Raw genomic sequence first — 19,192 nt, 5'->3', positions numbered from 1 at the left:
GGTCATCGTCCCATCATGTTGTCGGGAAGCCAGGTCACGATCGCCGGGAAGGCGAAGATCAGCACGGCGGTGACAAGCTCCATCAGCACGAACCAGAACGATCCCTGGAACACATCCGACAGCGGGGTGTCCCTGTCGATCCCGGCGATCACGAAGCAGTTCAGGCCGACCGGCGGCGTGATCAGGCCGATCTCGCACATCTTGACGCAAAGGATGCCGAACCAGATCGGATCGAAACCCAGCCCCACCACGGTCGGGAACATGATCGGCAAGGTGATGACCATCATCGAGAAGGCATCGAGGAACATGCCGAGGGGGATGTAGAGCAGCAGCAGGACGCCCACGATCAAATAGGGCGAGATGCCGCTTTCGGTGATCGCAGCCGCGACGATATGTGGAACCTGCACCAGCGTCAGGAAGTAGCTGAAGATACCCGCCCCGATCATGGTGAAGAGGATCATCACCGTGGTGGTGGTGGTCGAGCGGAAGCTATCGAGCAGGTTCTCCTTGAGCTTGGCGCGCCCTTCCCGCCCCAGAAGCAGCATCAAAAGCGCGGCCACCGCCCCGATGGCCCCTGCCTCGGTCGGCGTGACGAGCCCCAGATAGATCCCGCCCAGCACGATGACGAAAAGGACCACGACCTGCCAGGCCTGACCGGCCGAACGCAGCCGTTCGCCGATCGGCGCCTTTACCCTGCGGGAGGCGGAATTGCGTTCGGAGCGGCCGATGATCGCCACGCCCGCCATGAAGACGAGGGTGGACAGGATCCCCGGCACGATGCCCGCGATCAGCATCTTCCCGGCCGAAACCTCGGTGATCGCCGCATAGAAGATCAGCAGGACCGAAGGAGGAATCAGCACGCCCAGCACGCCGCCCGCCGCGACCGACCCGGCAGCGAGCCGGGGGTCGTAACCGGCCTTCTTCATTTCGGGAATGGCGACCGAGCCCACCGTCGCGGCGGTGGCGACCGACGAGCCCGAGGTCGCGGCAAAACCCGCCGAGGTCAGGATCCCCGCCATGGCGAGGCCGCCCGGCCAATGCCCCACCCATTTATTGGCGACATGGAACAGGCGCTTGCCGACATTCGCATGATGCGCGAAGGCCCCCATCAAGACGAATAGCGGGATCACGGTCAGGGAATAATTGGCCGTGTTGGAGAAAGAGAAGGTCTTCAGCCGGTTCATGAGGAAGGAGAAATCTTCCACCATGATGATGCCGAAGGCGCCGGAAAGGGCCAGCGCGGCGAAGACCGGCGTGCCCAATGCCATGAAGACGAAGATCAGTCCCACGGCGACGATGGTGATGAGGGTGATATCCATCGGAATTCCTGACTGCGAGCGGGCCAAGACGGTGGCTCGGGCCCCGGCGGCAGCTTTGACGCGGAAAAACGCCCACGCCGCCCCCGGATCCCGGCACGCGCTTAATGCACGGCTGCCTTGACGGCGGATTGATGGGCTTGGCGGCCCGTGGCGATCCTTGCGGCATGCACAAGGGCCTGAAGGGCCGCGAACCACAACCCGACGGCAACGGCGATCTTCGCCCACCAGATCGGAATCTGGAAATAGCCCCAGCGGAACTCGCGGATCTCGAAGGAATAGGCCGCCTCGTTGGTGGCGGGCCAGGCGAGCATCACGAAGATCAGGGCTGCGAAGACCCAGGACAGCGCCGTGCAAAGGCGCGCGCCGCGCTCGGACAGCATGTCGGTCAGCATCGTCACGCGGATATGGGCATCATCGACCAAGGCGAAGCCAAGGCCCATGAAGACCACCATCACCATGGACATCTCCGACATTTCGAAGAGGCCGGGGACGGCGCGGCCCATAAGGGCGCGCGCCACCACATCGACCGTGATCGCGAACATCATGAAGGCCAGGAAGCCCAGGGCGATCCAACCTGTCACCCGCGCGATGCCATCGAGGATGCGGTTCAGGGTTTCCATGCTACCCTCACATCGCCACGGCGATCTCGTCCGGGCGCTTCATCTTGCCGGAAGGCGCATGCTTGGCGATGGCCTCCTCGATGAGGCGCTGCATCTCCGCGCCGTCGACGCCCGCAGGCTTGGCGACCCGTTCGACCCAGGCCTCGACCTGGGCGGGCTGGACCAGGGCGCGGGCCTTGGCCTTCTCTTCCTCGGGCAGCGAACTCAGCTTGCCGCCCTCGTCCAGGACCTTCTTGACGTAATCGGCAAGCACCTGGTCATAGATCTCGGTGAACTTGCCGTTATAGAGCTCCTCGGCCAGATCCTGGCAGATCTGCTTGTGATCGTCGGACAGCCGGTCCCAGACCCGCATGTTCATCACGGTCACCGCCGGCGCATGGGCACCATCGCCGATGTCGTAGAAGTTCGGCGCGATCTCGTGCAGCTTGTAGGCGACCGCCGTCACGAAGTCGAAGCCGTAGACCCCGTCGAGCACGCCGCGTTCGAGTGCCTGATAGACCTCGCCGGCCGCCATCGGCACGGCCACGCCGCCCAGCCGTTCGATCACATCGGTCGCGACGCCATAGCCGCGGATCTTCTTGCCCCTGATGTCCTCGATCGAGTTGATCGGATTGCGCATCACCAGCGGGGCATAGTTCCAGTTGGTCCAATACAGGATCTTGGAACGGTGACGCTGTTCCCATTCCTGGCGCAGCGGCTCGAACTGCTCGTAGACATCACGGCAGACCAGTTGCAGCGTATCCGCCCGGTCGACGCGATAATACCATTCCAGCCCGCGCGTCACCGGGACCTCGGCCTGGTAATAGCCGGGCGAGATCAACGTGATCTCGGAGGTGCCGTCGCGCACCGCCCCCAAATGCTCGCCCACCTTGTTCAGGCTGCCTGCCCAGAAATAGCGGATCGCGATCTCGCCATTGGTGCGCTTCTGCAGCTCTTCCAGGAACCAGCGGTCGATCCAGGACGGACCGGCGCTTTCGGTCACGTAGCTGTCGAATTTCAAGGAGGTGGCGGCGCGGGCCAAGCCCGGGAAGCCGGAGATCAGGCCAGCACCGGCCAGCATGCCCGTCGTTTTCAGGAAATCCCGTCTATTCATGTGAATTCCTCCCATTTATTGAGCCCGAGTTTGTTCACTCGGCGCATTTCATTGATCAGGTCAGGACAGTGTTCCGCAATTCCGTCTTCAGGATCTTTCCGTAACTGTTCTTCGGCAGGCTGGAGACGAAGACATAGCGCTTCGGCTTCTTGAACGAGGCGATATTCTGGCGGCAGAAACTGTCGAGTTCGGCCTCCTTCACCTGGGCTCCCTCCGCGCGGACGACATAGGCCACGACCTGCTCGCCCCATTCGGGTTCCGGCTCGCCGATCACCGCCACCTCGAAGACCGCCGGATGGCGCAGCAGCACCTCTTCCACCTCGCGCGGATAGATGTTCGTGCCGCCCGAGATGATCACGTCCTTCGAGCGGTCGGTCAGGTAGAGGAAACCGTCCTCGTCGAGATGGCCCAGATCGCCGGTATGCAACCAGCCGCCGCGCAAGGTCTCGGCGCTGGCCTCGGCGTTCCGCCAATAGCCCTGCATGACGGTCGGCCCCCGCAGGCAGATCTCGCCGGTCTGGCCCGGGGGCAATTCCTCTCCCTCGGGGCCCAGGATGCACAGCGTGACGCAGCTTTGCGCCACGCCGACCGAAGCCCGCCGCAGCCGCCAGCGCGGATGGGTCTCGTCGGCGACCAGATCGCGTGACAAGGCCGAAATGGTCATCGGCGATTCGCCCTGGCCGTAGATCTGCACGAAACGCGGCCCGAAGGTTTCCAAGGCCTCGTCGATGTCGGAGGCATACATCGGCCCGCCGCCATAGATCACCGTGCGGATGCCCTCGCCGCGATAGCCTCTCTCCCGCGCCGCCGCGATGAGGCGCTTCACCATGGTGGGGGCGGCAAAGAAGACCAGATTGCCGCGGGTCCCAGCCAGCGAGATGATCTCCTCGCAGTTAAAGCCGCGCGACGCGGGCACCACATGCGCCGCTCCCGCCCGGATCGGCGCGAACATGTAGAGCCCCGCACCATGCGACATCGGCGCGGCGTAAAGCACGTGGTCCTCGCGATAAGAGGCATCGACATCCAGCGCATAACAAAGCGTCATGTGACGCAGGTTGTCGTGGCTGAGCATCACGCCCTTGGGCCGTCCCGTCGTGCCCGAGGTGTAAAACAGCCAGGCCAGGTCCTGGTCATCCACCCCGAGCGGGGCCGAAAGCGGTGTGTCCTGGAACGGCACATCATCGAGCCGCGCCTCGCGGATCGCGGGGATATCGGCGAAGACATCCCCCGTCTGCGTCAGCACCAGCTTCGCCTCGGCATTCTCAATGATCCACTGCGCCTCGCGCGGATGGAGCTTGTAGTTCACCGGCACCACGATGGCGCCGATCCACCAGCAGGCATGCATCGCCTCGATATAGGCGGGCAGGTTCTGCGAGAAGAAGGCCACGCGGTCGCCGCGCCGGATGCCGTGATGCTCGGCCAGATGGCGCGCACGGTTGCACACGGCCTGATGCAGCGCGCCATAGGTCTGGTAAAGCCGGTCCCCGTCATAGACGGCGGGGCTGTCCGGCCAACTGAGCGCAGTTTGGTGAAGCCAGATCGCGATATTCATGGCAGGTCAGGCGCGATCCGCGTTCAGCAGGGTGGCGTAATTGGCGACGGCCGCGCCGCCCATGTTGAAGCACAGGCCCCATTCCGCCCCGGCGCGCTGCATCTCCCCCGCCTGACCGGTCAGTTGGCGGAAGCCCAGCGCATGCATGGAGACGCCGCTGGCGCCGACCGGATGGCCCTTGGCCTTCAGCCCGCCCGACAGGTTGACCGGCAGCTTGCCCCCGGGCAGGACAATGCCTTCCTCAATCGCCCGTGCGCCCTGGCCCTTGGCGGCCAGCCCCATGGATTCGTAGATCAGCAATTCGGCGATGGTGAAGCAGTCATGCACCTCGGCGAAATCGAGGTCCGCCACCGTGATGCCCGCCTTGGCATAGGCGGCGGCGATGGCGCGGTCGGGGCCTTCGAAGGCGATGAAATCCCGTCGGCTCATGGGCAGGAAATCCGAGACATGCTCGGCCGCGGCGACCCGGACACGCTTTGCGGCCGAGGCGGCCAGGCCGTCCTCGGTGCTGAGCAGGATGGCGGCGGCACCGTCGGTCACCAGCGAGCAATCGCTCAGCCGCAGCGGCGGCGCGATCAGCGGATTCCTCTCGCTGGCCTCGCGGCAGAATTCGTAGGGCAATTCCTTGTGCATCTGCGCCAGCGGATTCTTCATCGCATTGGCATGATTCTTGGCGGCGATGCGCGCCATGGCATCCAGCGGCGAGGCATAGCGCGCGCCATAGGTCTCGGCGGCGATGCCGAAGACCTGCGGGAAGCTCAGTCCCGCCTCGGCCGGATCGTTCTGATAGCCCGCCCCGGCCAGGGCCGTGGTGACATCGGCGGTGGTGCGGTGGGTCATCTTCTCGGCCCCGACCACCAGGACATGACGCGCCTTGCCCGCCGCCATCAGGTTCAGCGCGGCATGGACCGCCGCCGAACCCGAGGCGCAGGCATTCTCGCAGCGCGCCGCCGGCTTGAAACGCAACTCGGGATGAGCTTGGTGGATCAGCGAGGAGGCGAAGCCGTCGGGCACGAGGCCCGAATTGAAATTGCCCAGGAAGACGGCGTCGATGTCGCCCGGCGCGATGCCGGCATCGGCAATCGCCTCGCGCGCGGCGGCGACGATGAGTTCCTCGAGATTCTCCTGCAAGCGGCCGAACTTAGTATGGCCGCTGCCGATGATGAAAGCCGTGCTGTGCATGGGGCGCCCTTCCTCGCGTTGGTCTTCCTGATTGCAGGGACCCCATAGTTTTCCTGATTATAGGAAGGCGAACAATTCGGTGTTCTACGTAAAATACTACGTATAAAATACGTAGACGCACATGCAGCATGGCCATAGAGGGAGGCAAAGCGCCATGGAGGACCTGCAGCTTTCGGACGAGGTGCTGAATTTAACCGGCTTCATGGATGCGCCGATCGGCATCATGATCCTCTCCCACCGGCGCATCCTGAAGGCGAATACCGAGATCGAGCTGCTTTTCGGCTGGAACCGTCTCGACCTCGAGGGCCAGTCCATCCGGGTGCTCTATCCTTCCAACGCCGATTACGAAAAGACCGGCGCCCGCTGGCATCGCTGGCTGGAAAGCCGCCCGCGCTATCAGGACGAGCGCTTCATGCAGCGCAAGACGGGCGAGATCATCTGGACCCGCGCGCGCGGCCGCACGCTGACGCCCAACGATCCCTTCCAGTTGATGGTCTGGACCTTCGAGAAGATCGAGGACCGCGCGCCCAGCACGGTCGCGCTGACCCCCAAGGAACGCGAAGTGGCGCGCTATATCGTGAACGGCTACACCAGCAAGGAAATCGGCCAGATGATGGGACTGTCGCCCCGCACCATCGAGGTCCATCGCGCCTCGATCATGCGCAAGCTGGGCGTCCGCAACTCCGCCGAACTGGTGAACAAGATGATCGTGGAACGCTGAGCGAAGCAATCCCGGCCATGGCCGCCCTGCGTTCCGGCGTCAGAGGCTCGAGAAGTGGACAATGACGGTATTGTTACCCTTGACCTCCAGGGTGAAACCGGGACAATGCCGTCCCCCGATGCCCTGTCGCCGGTCCATGAGGGGCACAAGCGAGGACGACCTCCCCCCGTTGCCGGGGCGATGATTGTCCGGGACGACCCGGACTCTTCCCAGGAGTAGGCAATGCGCACGGTACGGGATCGCATCCGTCACGCGATCAGCTTCGAAATCATTGGTCTGGCACTCATCATCCCGCTCGCGACATGGGCTTTCGACAAGCCGATGCACGATATCGGTGTCGTGGGCCTCGTAAGCGCCATGCTCGCGACGGTCTGGAACTACATCTACAATTGGCTTTTCGACCACGCGATGCAGCGGGCCCGGGGCAGCACGCTGAAAACCACGCCGATCCGCGTCATCCACGCGATCCTGTTCGAAGCCGGCCTGTTGGGCGTCCTGCTGCCTTTCTTCGCATGGTATCTGAACATCGGCCTGTGGGAGGCATTCGTGATGGATGCATCCTTCGCCCTCTTCTACCTGTGCTACGCCTTCGTGTTCAACTGGAGCTATGACCGCCTGTTCCCTCTGCCGGAATGGCAGAATGCCGAAGCGGTCGAACGGTAGGAGAGAGACTACATCCGCCCCCTTTGGAGGATGCGCAGCGCGGCCTGCGCTGCGCCGAAACCGTTGTCGATGTTCACCGTGAGCAATCCCGGCGCGCAGCTTCCCAAGGCGGAATGCAAGGCCACATGCCCGCCTTCAGTGACACCGCGTCCGACGGAGGTGGGCACGGCGATGATCGGCGCCGCGACAAGCCCTGCGAGCACGCTGAAGAGGGCCCCCTCCATCCCCGCCACTGCGATCACCACCTCCGCCTCCCGTATCTCGGACAGGCTGTCCATAAGACGCCACAGGCCGGCAACGCCGACATCCGCGACGCATCTTGCCTCGACCCCGGAAAAGGCCAGGGTACGGGCCACCTCTCCGGCGACCGGCATATCCGCAAGGCCCGCGGTCACGATCGTCACGATACCGTGAGATGCGATCACGGCCTCTCCGAGAATGGCTGTTCTCGACTCCTCGTCGTAATCGAGCCGGACCTTCAATTCCTCCGGCAAAGCCTGGAAGCGCTCGGGCGTCAGCCTCGTGACCAGAAGCCGTCTTCCCGTCTCGGCCGCGTCGGCAAGAATGGCCGCGAGTTGGGAAAGGCTTTTCCCTTCTCCATAGACGGCTTCCGGAAGCCCTGTGCGCTTCACGCGCTCCCAATCCATTTTGGCCGGCGTCATCAGGCCTTCCTGTCCACGAAAGCCGCACCTTGGCGATAGTCCTCTATCGCCATGAAGACCCGACCATATTCAAGACACAGACGCCGCATGGTTTGCGCAACCTCTTCCTTCCTCCGGTCGGAAAGCGCGCAGGAAATCTCCAGGAACACGCCTTGCCGGCGCAAACGCACCCGTATCACATGCCGTTCCCCGAGATGATCCCGCACCGCTTTCTCGGCCTCGTCGACAAAGCGGAGATCCAGGGGATCGATTCTTATTCCTGTTTCCACGCGACTGGCCAGGCAAGGCTGGGCAGGCAGTTCCGAGAAGGTGCTGAAGCCAAACCGGCGCGCGATCTCACGAATGGCGGCCTTGTCGATCCCGGCCATCACGAAGGGATGGACGACTCCATGTTCTTTTGCCGCCTGCAAGCCGGGGCGATAATCCCCCAGATCGTCGAGATTGGTGCCCGAGGCGATGGTCCGCGCCGTGACCTTGCGGATCGAGGCATAGAGATTGGATTTGCAGAAATAGCATCTGTCATAGGGATTGGCCCTATACCGGGAATCATCCTGTTCGCCCGCATCCAGGAAACTCAGGTCCCATCCCTCCGCCTGCGCATGATCGAGCAAGAGATCACGGGCCGAGGACGGCACGGCGGGAGAGACCGCATGGATCATCAACGGCTTTTCAGCGGCATAGCGATGCGCCACGGATGCAAGCGTCATGCTGTCGACTCCGCCGCTGACCGCGATGGCAAGAGGACCTTGCGCATCGAGAAAGGCCAGCAGCCTGCTGAGATACGGCTCAGCCCATTTCATTCTTCCAGGACTTTCCTGCGTTGCCGCCTGCGGGCCAAGGTTTCGAGCCTGGCAAGGTCGTCGCTTTCGATCTTGGCGGTGACCGTTCCGTCAGGCCGGAAAGCGCGCTTGAGGCGATATCCGTCCCGCGTTGCAGCTTCCCTTTTCAGGCTGCGGCGCTGTACCGCATGCCAGCGCAGCCCAAGGGTGGATGTCTGAAGAAAGACCTCGTCCGAGACCTCTTTCAGGGTTTCCGGACGGACAAGAAGCTGGAAGGTCGTCAGCAAGCGCCCTTTCTTTCCCAGACCGCTGGTCATGGTCAGTTCGAGCACCCCTGGATGCCCCCGAAGCCGGTCCGCGGCCTGGGCCATTTCCTCTGCGGTCATGTCATCGATGTCGAACGACATCATTTCCAGCCGCTCGCAGCAATCTTCCGGCTGGGCCATGGTGAAGACCATGCTCCGCAAGACATTCGGCATGCCGGAAAGCTGGCGAGTGCCGGCCCCATATCCTGTAGCGGCCAGGACAGCTTCCGTAGGTTTCGCGCCCGCCTTGCCTCCGGTCAGGAAGCGGAGGATCGCAGCCCCGGTCGGCGTCACCCGCTCGCCACCGACATGATCATCGCGCCAGAGGTAATCTTGCAGGATCGCAGCCGTAGCCGGTGCCGGAACAGGCAATTTGCCATGGGCCGTCTGCACCATTCCGCCCCCCAAGGGCAGCGGAGAGACGCTCCATTCAGCCCTCGGGAGGGCTGCCGCGATACTCCCGGCGGCAACCACATCCATCAAGGAATCCCAGTCTCCGATCTCGTGGAAATGGACATCCTCGACGGGAACCTGGTGGATCGCGGCTTCCGCCTCGGCGAGAATGGCGAAAATGGCAAGAGCTGCGGCCGCAGTCCCCTCGTTCAATCTGGCGTCCCGGATCCGCGCGCACATGCCGCGATAGGTGCCCAGGCCGTCATGATGGGAAAGGGAATGGTGATGATCCGCGTCCCCTGAAGAAGGGGAATGGCTGTCCTGTATCAGGCGGAAGTGACGAGCGGCAATACCGCCCGACAGGGTTTCACTGAGCACCGGCAGCCCGCTTCCCGGGGGCAGGACGGCCATGATATCCGCCATGACTCGCTGGGTCAGGCCGGGCATCGCATGCAGCATCGACGCCACGAACATATCCCCGGCAACACCGCCCACGGCATCCAAGTGAATGTGATAGCGCTCCGGCATGGCTCTCGCGGAGGTCTTCATCTCAATGGCCGGAAGGCCAGGGATCCAGAAGCCGCCCGTCCGGGCCGAATTGCATCGGGGCAGGCTCGGACAGGATTTTAATCCCGGGCCTGGAAGCCAGCTGCGGCAGCAATGCCTCCGACGCATAAAGATATTCGAGATGCAGGGTGTTCGGGATGCGAATCATCGTGATCGCATCGGGCGTGTGGGATTCACAGGTCTTGACCGCAGCCTGGATGGCGGTCTTGTCGTCGGGCATCGCCATGGGCAAAGACGCCGCAATCAGCACGCCGGAGGTCAGGGAATTGGTATAAACGGCTTCACGGTCGAAGCGATTGAACAACCGGTCGGTAATCACATCCGCCCGGGCCACACCATTGGCATTGCCCTGGCTCTTATCCGTGACATCGAGAACGACGATCCGGGAAACCGACGGGCCGCCGCTGATCGCCGTGGTGGACGGGCGGCCGGTAATGTTCGGATCCATTCCGCTTCCGGAAAACTCCTTGCCGACATAATCGACCAGCAGAACGTCCAGAGGGCCGGAAGCCAAGGGCTGATCAAGCGGCCCCAGCGGCAGACGCGGCATGTTGCGCATCGCCTCGGCAAGATATTCACGCTCGCGCTCGATCATGCCTTCCGGCGGAAGCACGACCACCTTCGACAGTCTGTCATACGCATTCTCCAGCGTGCCGACACCGAACAGAACCCGGCAGGTCTGCAGCTTGACCCGAGCCATTTCGACGATGAACTGACCGACATAGTTGAAGCCCCAGGCATGACAATTGTCCGCGCCGGACTGTTTGCCCAAACCGATCGAAAGCATCTTGACCAGACCGCTTTCATTCCGAGCGCGAAACGCACTATGGGGCTTGATGCGGTTGAACAGGACGATGCCATCGGCTTCATAGGCCAATTTGTCGATGCGTACCGACATGCCGTTCTCGAGCCGGCCGACCTCGACCGTTTCCATGCTTGAACGGATCGGGCAGCCGGCAGAATCTTCGGTCACGCCTAATTGATGCAGCACCTGCCGCTGCCCCTCGGCCGTCGCTCCGCCATGGCTGCCCATGGACGGAACGATGAAGGGTTCGGCGCCGCGCGCACGCAATTCGCTCACGACGGCGCGAACAAGTTCCGGCAGATTGGCTAGGCCCCGACTGCCAACGGTCAGGGCAACCGACATGCCCGGCTTGATGCTGGCATCGACACAGGCAGCCCCCGCCATCGCCTCATGCACCGCCCGAGCCGGGTCACCCGCATCCTCGGCGTCGAACATCTGCCGCACCAGGGCCATGCGCGGCAAATTCACGTTCTCCACCAGTTTGACATAACCCGGCTTCATGCGCGCTCCCTCCGGAATTTTGGAAAGGTTACCGGTAAATTTCCGGATTTAGAACCCGGGCAGGCCTCTGACCGTCGAGAATCGCCTCGATATCGGCGATATTCATCAGACCCATGCGCTCGACGGCCTCGGTGGTGTCGGCACCGGAATGCGGCGTGAAAACGACGCGGGGATGAGAGAAGATGGGATGCGCCCGATCCGGCGGCTCCTGCACATAGGCGTCGATCGCGGCCCCCATCAGCCGGTCATTCGCCAGGGCATCATAAAGGGCCTCGGTATCGACGACTTCCCCCCGGGCAAAATTCATGAGGTAAGCCGTCTTCTTCATGAGTGCGATTTCCTCGGCACCGATGAGATGGGCGTTGTCCTTGCCGCCGAACACATGCAGCGAGACGAAATCCGATTGCGCCAAGACATCGCGCAATTCCACGATCTCGACACCGTGCTCCTTGGCAAAATCCACATCCGGATAGGGGTCGGAAGCCAGAACCCGCATCCCCAGGGCGCGCCCCTTGCGGGCCAGCGTCTTGCCGATATTGCCCAGGCCGACGACGCCCAGGACCTTTCCTTCGATTTCCGAACCTACATGGCGCTGCCATCCGCCATCGGTCACCACCCGGTGCAGCATGGGGATGCGACGGGCAAGGGAGAACATGCTGCCGATCGCCAGTTCGGCGACGGCATTGGCATTGGTTCCCGGCGCGTTCAGCACGGGAATCCTGCGCGCCGTCGCTGCGGCGATGTCGATATTGTCCACGCCGACGCCGTGCTTGAGGATGCCCTTCAGACGGGGAGCCGAAGCAATCATCTCCGCGGTTGCCGGAATCAGGCCGACAACCAGGAAGTCCATCCTCTCACGGTATTCCGCGACACCGCCATCAGGACGGCTGGTATCGATGCAACGGATGAATTCCCATCCGCGCTCGCTGATTTTTCCCGGTACCCGGCCAACGGTCCCAAAACCGGGAGATGTCGTGACGACGACGATGCCCATGCGCGTGTCTTTCCGTAATCTTGAATGCGGCGAGCATGACGGGGGCGACTGGCGCCCCCGGAAGCTCAGGCCGCCACCAATCCATGCTTTTCGAGGATAGCCATGATCTTGCCGTCCAATTCCTGTGTCGGGAGCAGGGCCGGCTGGCGGCTGGCGCCCACGGAATTGTCCAGCAGATAAAGAGCGCGCTTGACCAGGGCCGGCGGATAGCCCAGGGCATAAAGATCGATGCGCAGCGCCGTGAACAAGTCCTGCCGCTTCTTGGCTTCCTCGAAATTCCCGGCATTGTATTCGCGGCAAATACCGCTCAGCACGCCGGGCATGACGTTGCCGAGGCCGGAAATGCAGCCTTTCGCCCCCTTGGACAAGGCGTAATAGATCAGGGAATCCGGTCCGGAGAAGACGTCGAAGTCATCGCGGCTGTTGGCAATTTCAAGATAGGCATCCAGCGAGTCCTGTCCGCCGCCGCTATCCTTGATTCCGGCGATATTGCCATGTTCGGCCAGCCGCGCAGCGGTTTCGGGCTCGATATGGTTCTGCGTCCGCGACGGAATGTCATACATGTAGACCGGCTTCGTGACCTTGTCCGCCACCGTCGCGAAATGGCTGATCAGACCTTGCTGCGTGCAGGCGATGAAGAAAGGCGTGATGACCGAAATGGCATCCACCCCCAGCTTCTCGAATTCTTTCGCCAGCAGAACGGTTTCATAGGTCGAAGGCATGCCGGCGTTGACGAGAACCTGGGCGGCGCCATCGACTTCCTCGACGACCTCGGCGCAAAGACGAACCTTTTCGTCGAAGGTCAGGCTGGTGAAGTCGCCATTCGTGCCGCAGCACATGATGTTGTTGCCGGCTTCGACCTGACGGCGCACTTGCTTGCGCACAGCGCCGTAATTGATCGTTTCATCGTCGTTGAAACAAGTTACGAGCGCGACGAAGGAAAGACGGTCACTCACATTGATCTCCATATTCTATCTGCGTCAGAGCGCAGCGAAGGACAGCATCAGCACCCTGATCCGCAGTCAGCAGCGCTTGTGTTTCAGGTATCAGGCGGAGCGTTCCCGAGTTCTCGCCTTCCAGTTCTGATAGAGCGGCCACAGCAGCGACAGAACCGTCAGGACCATGAAGGTAATGGTGATCGGACCCGAGAAGAACAGGGCCAGATTGTCATTGGCGCTCATCAGGCCCAGGCGCAGATTCGATTCCGCCATCGGGCCGAGGATGAGGGCGATGCACAGCGCCGCCTGGGAAAAGCCGAACTTCTGCATGAAGTAACCAAGCACGCCGAAGCCGATCATCGTGTAAAGGTCGGCGACATTGAGATTGATCGCGTAGGAACCGATGAAGCAGAAGACGACGATCGAAATCGTCAGGATGTTCTTCGGAACAGACAGGATCTTCGTGAACAGGCGGATTCCCAGCATCCCGAAGATGAACATGAAGACAGTCGCGATGAAGGTCCCCGCGAAGATGCCGACGATGATATCCGGACGTTCCTGGAACAACATGGGGCCTGGCGCCAAGCCCTGGATCATCAGGCCGCCCATCAGCACGGCCGTCACCACATCGCCCGGAATGCCCAAGGCCAGAAGGGGAATGAGAGCCGAGGCACAAACGGCGTTATTGGCGCTTTCCGTGGCGGCGACGCCGGGCATGTGCCCCGTGCCGAACTTTTCCGGTGTCTTCGAGGCACGGCGCGCTTCGTTGTAGCTGATCCAGGACGCCGTGCCGGACCCCGTTCCGGGAACGATCCCGATGATGGTTCCGATAAACGAGCCGCGCAGCATGGCACCAGTCGATTCGCGCAAGTCCTTTCGGCTCGGCCAGATGCCGGAGATCTTCAGCTTCTCCACCCGTTCGTTCAGCATCTTCTCGATCTGGACGAAGACTTCGGACAAAGCGAAAAGACCGATCAACGCCGGTGTAAAGGAAAATCCGGACGCAAAGCCGGTAATGCCGAAAGTATAACGCGCGGCTCCACTGATCGGGTCCGCCCCCACACAGGAAAGCAGCACGCCGAGCATGCCGGCAATGGCACCTTTCAAAAGATCGCCGGACAGACTGGCGATGATGGCAAGACCGAACAAGGCGAGGGCAAAATATTCGGCAGGCCCGAAAGCAAGGGCGAGAGACGCCAATTGCGGAGCCAAGGTCGCAAGAACGATCGCGGCGATCAGCCCACCGACGAAGGAGGCAATCGTCGCCATGCCCAGCGCCTTGCCGGCCATCCCTTTCTGCGCCAGCGGATAACCATCCAGGACGGTGGCGGCGGAGGATGGGGTTCCTGGTGTCCGCACAAGAATCGAAGAAATACATCCGCCGTAAATGCCGCCGATATAAATCCCGATGAGCATGTTCAGGCCCAGGATCGGCGCCATTCCGAAAGTAAGCGGAATAAGAAGGGCAACCCCCATTGTGGCGGTCAAGCCTGGCAGAGCGCCGATGACGATCCCACCCAGGGTGCCGAGGGCAATCACCCACAGCACTTCAGGAGCAAATACCGGGATTATGTATTGAAGGACATCCATCAGCGTTCTCTGCTTAAGTCCTTGGCGAGATTATCGTCAGGATGGTGGGAACTGCCCGGAACGGGCCGGGCCCGAGGAAGCATCCGTTCAGGCGGGACGACAGGATAACGAGGGGACAGCCCAGGCCGAGACGTCCAGGACAAGCCGGAAGCGGCTGTCCCCTCTTGTGCGACGGCCTTACTTGTTCATCCCGTACATGCCGAGATCGCGGATGACGGTTTCGGCAATTCCCGAATCGCGGCGGGCGAGTTCTTCATAAGCCGGACCAGGACGATAATCGATGAATTCACCGAGTTCGTTCATGCGCTGGATGAAGGTTTCGTCCTGGAAAGTCTTTTCCAGGGCATCCGCCAGCTTCAGGCGCACGTCTTCGGGCAGGCCCTTGGGCGCGATGATGCCCTTCCAGGACGACCAGGTGAAATCGACCCCGGCTTCGATCGCCGTCGGCATGTCGGGGAATTGTTCGATGCGGCTTTCTTCCATCACCAGCACGGGCTTGATATTGCCTGCCTGTACCTGGGGCAGCACTTCGGCAGGCGAGGCCACCACGGCATCGATATGCCCGCCGACACAAGCCGTCACGGCCGCCGAAGAGCCCTGGAAAGGCATGCTCCGCACCTTGATGTCCGCCGCCGACGCAAACCCTTCCATGGCAATGTGATTCGCCCCACCGGCACCGGAATTGCCGACGCGAATTGCGCCGGGATTGGCCTTGGCATGGGTCAGGAACTCTTCGGCATTGCCGAAGGGCGCGCCACGGCAGGAGGCGATGACCATCAGGTTGCGCCCCATCAAGGCGAGGAATTCCACTTCGTCGAGGGAATAATCAATGCCGCCGTAATGAGGCAGCATGGCCAGCGGCCCCTGCGCCCCCATCCCCAGCGTGTAGCCATCCGCCCGCGAATGCAGCACCACGCTGGTCCCGATCGAACCGCCACCGCCCGGCTGATTCCGGACCACCATCGTCTGGCCCAGATATTTTTCAATGGTATCAGCCATGATACGGGCGGAAAGATCGGTGCCACCCCCCGCGGCGTAGGGAACCACCACCTGCACAGGACGCACCGGGAATTGCTGGGCACTCGCCGCCCCGGTGAATGTGGCGATCAGGCAAGCACCGAAGCCAGCAACGGCGGCCTTCTTCAAAAAGCTCATCTTCCAATCCTCCCTTTAGCGACCTTCTTGGAAGTCGATCAAGATTGCTTCATTCAGGGCAGGTATACGCCCAGGAATTTTGTGAACAGAAAATAGATCACAAGAACAATGACCACAGGAATACCAGCGAAGAAAATAACTCTTCGCTCACCCAGGAAGAGCATTCCAAGAATAAAAACCGCGACAGTACTGACAATGTATCCCAGATAAACAAAGCTGAAGGCATAAGCGAGCATCAGCAGCAGGAAGGCACCGATCCGCAGTAATGTCCTTGCGCCAATCTCGCTCCCCTCGCCCTTGGTGGAACCGGCAACCAGGGAACGGACCAGCATGGCCGCGGAAAGAAGGGCCATGCCGCCGATCATCAGCCAGGGAAAGAATGTCGGCCCGGCTTGCGTTCCCGTACCCATCGACGGCAGCAAGGATGTCCGCCATGCCGCGAAAGCGCAAAAGGCCAACAAGCCGATGGAGATCCAGAAATCGGCGCCTTTCTTAACCATTGCTGGCCTCTTTCATGGGCTGGAGAAAAGGTGGATTTTTCGCCGCTGCTTCATGGGATGAACCAGGCTCGACCACATCCAGGGAACACTCCCCTTCGCCTATACGCCAAAGCGTATCAGCAAGCTCGGCACCGAAGGATTCTGCGAGTCTCGTAGACTTGCAGCCCTGCGCCACGGCCTGAACAGCCTCAAAACGCATACATGCCCCTCCCAAGGACGGCGAATGCGGATGCGCACTCATATCGAGCTGCGGCAGCCGTGACAGCGCACGATTTTCGACCGCAACGTTCTTGCTTGGTTAGGACATTGCCGCCAGCTTTGACATTTGTCAACTATGTGACACAATTTTTATGCCTTCTTAAGCCAACTTCACAGATAACCAATTGATATTAAAGAATAAAATTATCACTTACCATCTGGAAAGTTGTTCCGGCCACTTTCATTCTCCTGATGGAAGGACCTCCGGACTTCCCCCCTTCCAAACAGCTGTCACGCAGAGGCGCAGACCTCTGTTATTCCCTTATATATCAATTGTTTAGAGAGAATCAAAAAAGGCTACCTCCCTTTCTTCCCCATGCCCCCTTCCTCCCCAACCCTCCACATCTCCCTTCCAGCAGGAAATGAGACCCTCCCGCAATTCAGTTGACATATTTTCGGTTATGCCTATCAATCTGAAGGGAAAGCAAATGCACAACCCTCCCCCACCGATAATTTATCATTTAAAATCAATAATATAATTTGTCACGGAGAGGGGAGGCCCGTTTCTCGGCGGGAATCCGGATAAGACAATATGTAAATTCCACCTCTTGCGCCGATCGAGCCCACAGAGGCTCCCGCAGTGACGGTTACGGCAGGGGTGGCACTCACGAAAGGTTGCCATGCTTATGAATCAACTTTCCGCCGCCATCGAGATGCTGCGCCCGGCCAAGGTCCTCTTTGGGTTTCGTCAAATCGAGACACTGCAAGCCTGCCTGACCGAAGCCGGATGCCGCCGCGTCCTGGTGGTCAGTGACGCCTTCAACGCGACCAGGATAGATGTGCTGGGTCTTGCCGAAGCGCCTGCGGTTTTCGGCACCATTCAGCCGGAACCCGATGTCACCAATCTGGAGCAACTCGTTTCCGAGGCACGGCGCTTCCGCCCGGATGCCATTGTCGGTTTCGGCGGCGGCAGCGCGATGGACTGCGCCAAACTTGCAGCGGTACTGGCCGACAACCAGCTTGCCATCCGGGATATCGCCGGCAAGGAGAACGCCCCCAAGCGCCGCTGCCTCCTCATCCAGGTTCCGACAACTGCGGGTACCGGCAGCGAAGCAGGCACGCGCGCCCTTGTGACCGATCCCGACACCCTCAATAAAATCGCGGTCGAAAGCCGCCATATGCTGGCGGACATCGCCATCATCGATCCGCTGCTTACGGTGTCGGTTCCCGGTATTGTCACCGCGGCAACCGGGGTCGATGCCTTGGCGCATTGCGTCGAGGCCCTGACCAGCAAGAAAGCCCACCCCATCATCGACGCCTACGCCCTGGAAGGGATCAAACTGATCGGCCGGTATCTCAAGCGGGCAATCGCCGATGGTGAGGATATCGAGGCCCGGTCAGGGCTGGCATTGGGATCTTTCTACGGCGGCATTTGCCTGGGTCCCGTGAACACAACGGCGGGACATGCCGTGGCCTATCCTCTGGGCACCCGTTACAAGATCGCCCATGGCGCCGCGAATGCCTTGATTTTTCCCCATACCCTCGCCTTCAACGCCCCTGCATGCGGGCTCAAGACCAGGCAGGTCTGCACCGCGCTTGGCCTCGAGGAAACCGAGGATCAAGAACAGGTCTTCCGCCAAGCATATGACTTCTGCAAAAGCATCGGCTTGCAGATGACTCTGTCCGGCTACAATGTGGCAAAAGAGGATCTGAGCATGATGGCCGATGAAGCTTTCGCCATCCGCCGCTTGCTTGATAACAATCCGCGTGAAATCTCGCGGAATGACATTCTGGAGATCTACGAGACGGCGTTCTGAGGGGATTTTCCTTCGGCCGTTCCAGGCGATAGCCGTGTCAGCAAAACGGCATCTCCGGGCCGCCGGTAAGTCGATAAAGCCGGCGGCCTGAGGGGGATTACAGGGACAAGTCCAACAGCCGCCCCTCGAAAAGGCGATCCCGCGAACTGATGATATGATTGCGCATTAGTTCCCGCGCCCGTTCGGCATCCTTGTCGCGGATTGCTTCGAAAATCGCCACATGCTCGCGGAAAACCCGCTCCAGCCCCACCTGGGCTTCGCTCATCAGGGACTGGCCATGCATTTTCATGCCGACATGGATATGGTCCCGCAAGGCGCGCATGGCGGCTTCATAATAGTGATTGTTGCCGGCCCGGGTGATCGCGATGTGAAAGGCGTAATCCGCGTCTTCCCGGTGGGTAAGGTTCCCTGTCGCCGCGCTCAGCAGTTCGAGGACCTCCTGCATCTCGTTCAATATTGCCGGGCTTCTGCGCAAGGCCGCGTAATAAGCGGCTTCCGGCTCGATCGTCAGACGGAATTCATAGCAGCGCTGAATATCGGCAATCGTTTCCACCTTGGCGAAGCCCAGGGTGGAATTCGGCTGGGCCCGCACGAAGCTGCCCGCGCCCTGGCGGGAATAGATGAGCCCCTCCGACCGCAAGCGGTCCATCGCCAGGCGCAAGACTGGACGCGACACCCCGAATTCCTGCGCCAAGGCATTCTCGGTAGGCAGCTTCTGGTTGGGGGGATAGCTGCCACTCGAGATCCGGCTGAACAGAAGATGATAAATCCTATCCGACAGAGAACTGCGCCCCTTGGCTTTCTCTGTCTGCGGCGATGCGCCCTCCGGAGACATGCT

The 19,192-nt window shown here is 61.3% G+C and carries 19 protein-coding genes; 3 read left to right on the top strand and 16 right to left on the bottom strand.

Translation table 11 applies throughout. The features are described 5' to 3' along the window. Positions 1–2: 2 nt before the first annotated feature. The 5 genes from EPD66_RS00215 to EPD66_RS00195 form a co-directional block, all read right to left on the bottom strand. Complete coding sequence (locus EPD66_RS00215) at positions 3–1,319, bottom strand: TRAP transporter large permease (RefSeq protein ID WP_142846115.1); 1,317 nt, start codon at positions 1,317–1,319, stop codon at positions 3–5. 101 nt (positions 1,320–1,420) lie between these two features. Next, positions 1,421–1,939, bottom strand: coding sequence for a TRAP transporter small permease subunit (locus tag EPD66_RS00210; RefSeq protein ID WP_142846113.1), 519 nt, complete (start codon positions 1,937–1,939; stop codon positions 1,421–1,423). Between the two features lie 7 nt (positions 1,940–1,946). Further along, positions 1,947–3,047, bottom strand: a complete 1,101-nt coding sequence (gene dctP / locus EPD66_RS00205; protein WP_370511845.1) for a TRAP transporter substrate-binding protein DctP — start codon at positions 3,045–3,047, stop codon at positions 1,947–1,949. 40 nt (positions 3,048–3,087) lie between these two features. Then, positions 3,088–4,584: a class I adenylate-forming enzyme family protein gene (locus EPD66_RS00200; RefSeq protein WP_142846109.1), complete on the bottom strand. Its 1,497-nt coding sequence runs from the start codon at positions 4,582–4,584 to the stop codon at positions 3,088–3,090. Between the two features lie 6 nt (positions 4,585–4,590). Continuing rightward, positions 4,591–5,766 (bottom strand): thiolase domain-containing protein, encoded by a 1,176-nt coding sequence (locus tag EPD66_RS00195; protein WP_142846107.1) that lies wholly within the window; start codon positions 5,764–5,766, stop codon positions 4,591–4,593. Between the two features lie 154 nt (positions 5,767–5,920). Here EPD66_RS00195 and EPD66_RS00190 point away from each other — a divergent pair, with 154 nt between their 5' ends. Next, positions 5,921–6,487, top strand: coding sequence for a LuxR C-terminal-related transcriptional regulator (locus EPD66_RS00190; RefSeq protein WP_142846105.1), 567 nt, complete (start codon positions 5,921–5,923; stop codon positions 6,485–6,487). A 222-nt stretch (positions 6,488–6,709) separates the two neighbouring features. Next, positions 6,710–7,150, top strand: coding sequence for a PACE efflux transporter (locus EPD66_RS00185; protein WP_142846103.1), 441 nt, complete (start codon positions 6,710–6,712; stop codon positions 7,148–7,150). Positions 7,151–7,158: 8 nt separating this feature from the next. Here the strand turns inward: EPD66_RS00185 and larB are convergent, their stop codons facing one another. The 10 genes from larB to EPD66_RS00135 form a co-directional block, all read right to left on the bottom strand. Then, positions 7,159–7,812, bottom strand: coding sequence for a nickel pincer cofactor biosynthesis protein LarB (larB, locus tag EPD66_RS00180; RefSeq protein ID WP_142846101.1), 654 nt, complete (start codon positions 7,810–7,812; stop codon positions 7,159–7,161). Continuing rightward, entirely contained in the window at positions 7,812–8,612 is an 801-nt protein-coding gene (locus EPD66_RS00175; RefSeq protein WP_142846099.1) for an adenine nucleotide alpha hydrolase, read from the bottom strand. Before EPD66_RS00175 ends, larB begins: the two co-directional genes overlap by 1 nt. Then, entirely contained in the window at positions 8,609–9,817 is a 1,209-nt protein-coding gene (locus EPD66_RS00170; RefSeq protein WP_142846097.1) for a LarC family nickel insertion protein, read from the bottom strand. Before EPD66_RS00170 ends, EPD66_RS00175 begins: the two co-directional genes overlap by 4 nt. Before the next feature lie 22 nt (positions 9,818–9,839). Continuing rightward, positions 9,840–11,162, bottom strand: a complete 1,323-nt coding sequence (locus EPD66_RS00165; protein ID WP_185961178.1) for a DUF362 domain-containing protein — start codon at positions 11,160–11,162, stop codon at positions 9,840–9,842. Between the two features lie 28 nt (positions 11,163–11,190). After that, positions 11,191–12,156 carry a phosphoglycerate dehydrogenase gene (locus EPD66_RS00160; protein WP_142846093.1) on the bottom strand — a complete coding sequence of 322 codons (966 nt, stop codon included), beginning with the start codon at positions 12,154–12,156 and terminating at the stop codon, positions 11,191–11,193. A 65-nt stretch (positions 12,157–12,221) separates the two neighbouring features. Further along, positions 12,222–13,112, bottom strand: a complete 891-nt coding sequence (locus EPD66_RS00155; protein ID WP_255448308.1) for a dihydrodipicolinate synthase family protein — start codon at positions 13,110–13,112, stop codon at positions 12,222–12,224. 90 nt (positions 13,113–13,202) lie between these two features. Further along, positions 13,203–14,684 (bottom strand): tripartite tricarboxylate transporter permease, encoded by a 1,482-nt coding sequence (locus EPD66_RS00150; protein ID WP_142846085.1) that lies wholly within the window; start codon positions 14,682–14,684, stop codon positions 13,203–13,205. A gap of 177 nt (positions 14,685–14,861) precedes the next feature. After that, positions 14,862–15,839 (bottom strand): tripartite tricarboxylate transporter substrate binding protein, encoded by a 978-nt coding sequence (locus tag EPD66_RS00145; protein WP_142846083.1) that lies wholly within the window; start codon positions 15,837–15,839, stop codon positions 14,862–14,864. 53 nt (positions 15,840–15,892) lie between these two features. Beyond that, entirely contained in the window at positions 15,893–16,339 is a 447-nt protein-coding gene (locus EPD66_RS00140) for a tripartite tricarboxylate transporter TctB family protein (protein ID WP_142846081.1), read from the bottom strand. Beyond that, entirely contained in the window at positions 16,332–16,538 is a 207-nt protein-coding gene (locus EPD66_RS00135) for a hypothetical protein (protein WP_142846079.1), read from the bottom strand. Before EPD66_RS00135 ends, EPD66_RS00140 begins: the two co-directional genes overlap by 8 nt. A 685-nt stretch (positions 16,539–17,223) precedes the next feature. Here EPD66_RS00135 and EPD66_RS00130 point away from each other — a divergent pair. Then, on the top strand, positions 17,224–18,354 hold the full coding sequence (locus EPD66_RS00130) for an iron-containing alcohol dehydrogenase (protein ID WP_142846077.1): 1,131 nt from the start codon (positions 17,224–17,226) through the stop codon (positions 18,352–18,354). Between the two features lie 97 nt (positions 18,355–18,451). Here EPD66_RS00130 and EPD66_RS00125 read toward each other — a convergent pair whose 3' ends face one another. Beyond that, positions 18,452–19,189, bottom strand: coding sequence for a FadR/GntR family transcriptional regulator (locus tag EPD66_RS00125; protein WP_142846817.1), 738 nt, complete (start codon positions 19,187–19,189; stop codon positions 18,452–18,454). Positions 19,190–19,192: the final 3 nt, after the last annotated feature.

The sequence above is a fragment of the Telmatospirillum sp. J64-1 genome (assembly GCF_006980715.1).
Classification (GTDB): domain Bacteria; phylum Pseudomonadota; class Alphaproteobacteria; order Rhodospirillales; family Magnetospirillaceae; genus Oleiliquidispirillum; species Oleiliquidispirillum nitrogeniifigens.
This window is presented reverse-complemented; position numbering and strand designations above follow the sequence as displayed.

Bases quoted from the DNA above. Each gene is read 5' to 3' on its own strand.
- EPD66_RS00215 (WP_142846115.1), bottom strand. From the start codon at position 1,319: ATGGATATCACCCTCATCACCATCGTCGCCGTGGGACTGATCTTCGTC.
- EPD66_RS00210 (WP_142846113.1), bottom strand. From the start codon at position 1,939: ATGGAAACCCTGAACCGCATCCTCGATGGCATCGCGCGGGTGACAGGT.
- dctP (WP_370511845.1), bottom strand. From the start codon at position 3,047: ATGGGAGGAATTCACATGAATAGACGGGATTTCCTGAAAACGACGGGC.
- EPD66_RS00200 (WP_142846109.1), bottom strand. From the start codon at position 4,584: ATGAATATCGCGATCTGGCTTCACCAAACTGCGCTCAGTTGGCCGGAC.
- EPD66_RS00195 (WP_142846107.1), bottom strand. From the start codon at position 5,766: ATGCACAGCACGGCTTTCATCATCGGCAGCGGCCATACTAAGTTCGGC.
- EPD66_RS00190 (WP_142846105.1), top strand. From the start codon at position 5,921: ATGGAGGACCTGCAGCTTTCGGACGAGGTGCTGAATTTAACCGGCTTC.
- EPD66_RS00185 (WP_142846103.1), top strand. From the start codon at position 6,710: ATGCGCACGGTACGGGATCGCATCCGTCACGCGATCAGCTTCGAAATC.
- larB (WP_142846101.1), bottom strand. From the start codon at position 7,812: ATGACGCCGGCCAAAATGGATTGGGAGCGCGTGAAGCGCACAGGGCTT.
- EPD66_RS00175 (WP_142846099.1), bottom strand. From the start codon at position 8,612: ATGAAATGGGCTGAGCCGTATCTCAGCAGGCTGCTGGCCTTTCTCGAT.
- EPD66_RS00170 (WP_142846097.1), bottom strand. From the start codon at position 9,817: ATGCCGGAGCGCTATCACATTCACTTGGATGCCGTGGGCGGTGTTGCC.
- EPD66_RS00165 (WP_185961178.1), bottom strand. From the start codon at position 11,162: ATGAAGCCGGGTTATGTCAAACTGGTGGAGAACGTGAATTTGCCGCGC.
- EPD66_RS00160 (WP_142846093.1), bottom strand. From the start codon at position 12,156: ATGGGCATCGTCGTCGTCACGACATCTCCCGGTTTTGGGACCGTTGGC.
- EPD66_RS00150 (WP_142846085.1), bottom strand. From the start codon at position 14,684: ATGGATGTCCTTCAATACATAATCCCGGTATTTGCTCCTGAAGTGCTG.
- EPD66_RS00145 (WP_142846083.1), bottom strand. From the start codon at position 15,839: ATGAGCTTTTTGAAGAAGGCCGCCGTTGCTGGCTTCGGTGCTTGCCTG.
- EPD66_RS00140 (WP_142846081.1), bottom strand. From the start codon at position 16,339: ATGGTTAAGAAAGGCGCCGATTTCTGGATCTCCATCGGCTTGTTGGCC.
- EPD66_RS00135 (WP_142846079.1), bottom strand. From the start codon at position 16,538: ATGCGTTTTGAGGCTGTTCAGGCCGTGGCGCAGGGCTGCAAGTCTACG.
- EPD66_RS00130 (WP_142846077.1), top strand. From the start codon at position 17,224: ATGAATCAACTTTCCGCCGCCATCGAGATGCTGCGCCCGGCCAAGGTC.
- EPD66_RS00125 (WP_142846817.1), bottom strand. From the start codon at position 19,189: ATGTCTCCGGAGGGCGCATCGCCGCAGACAGAGAAAGCCAAGGGGCGC.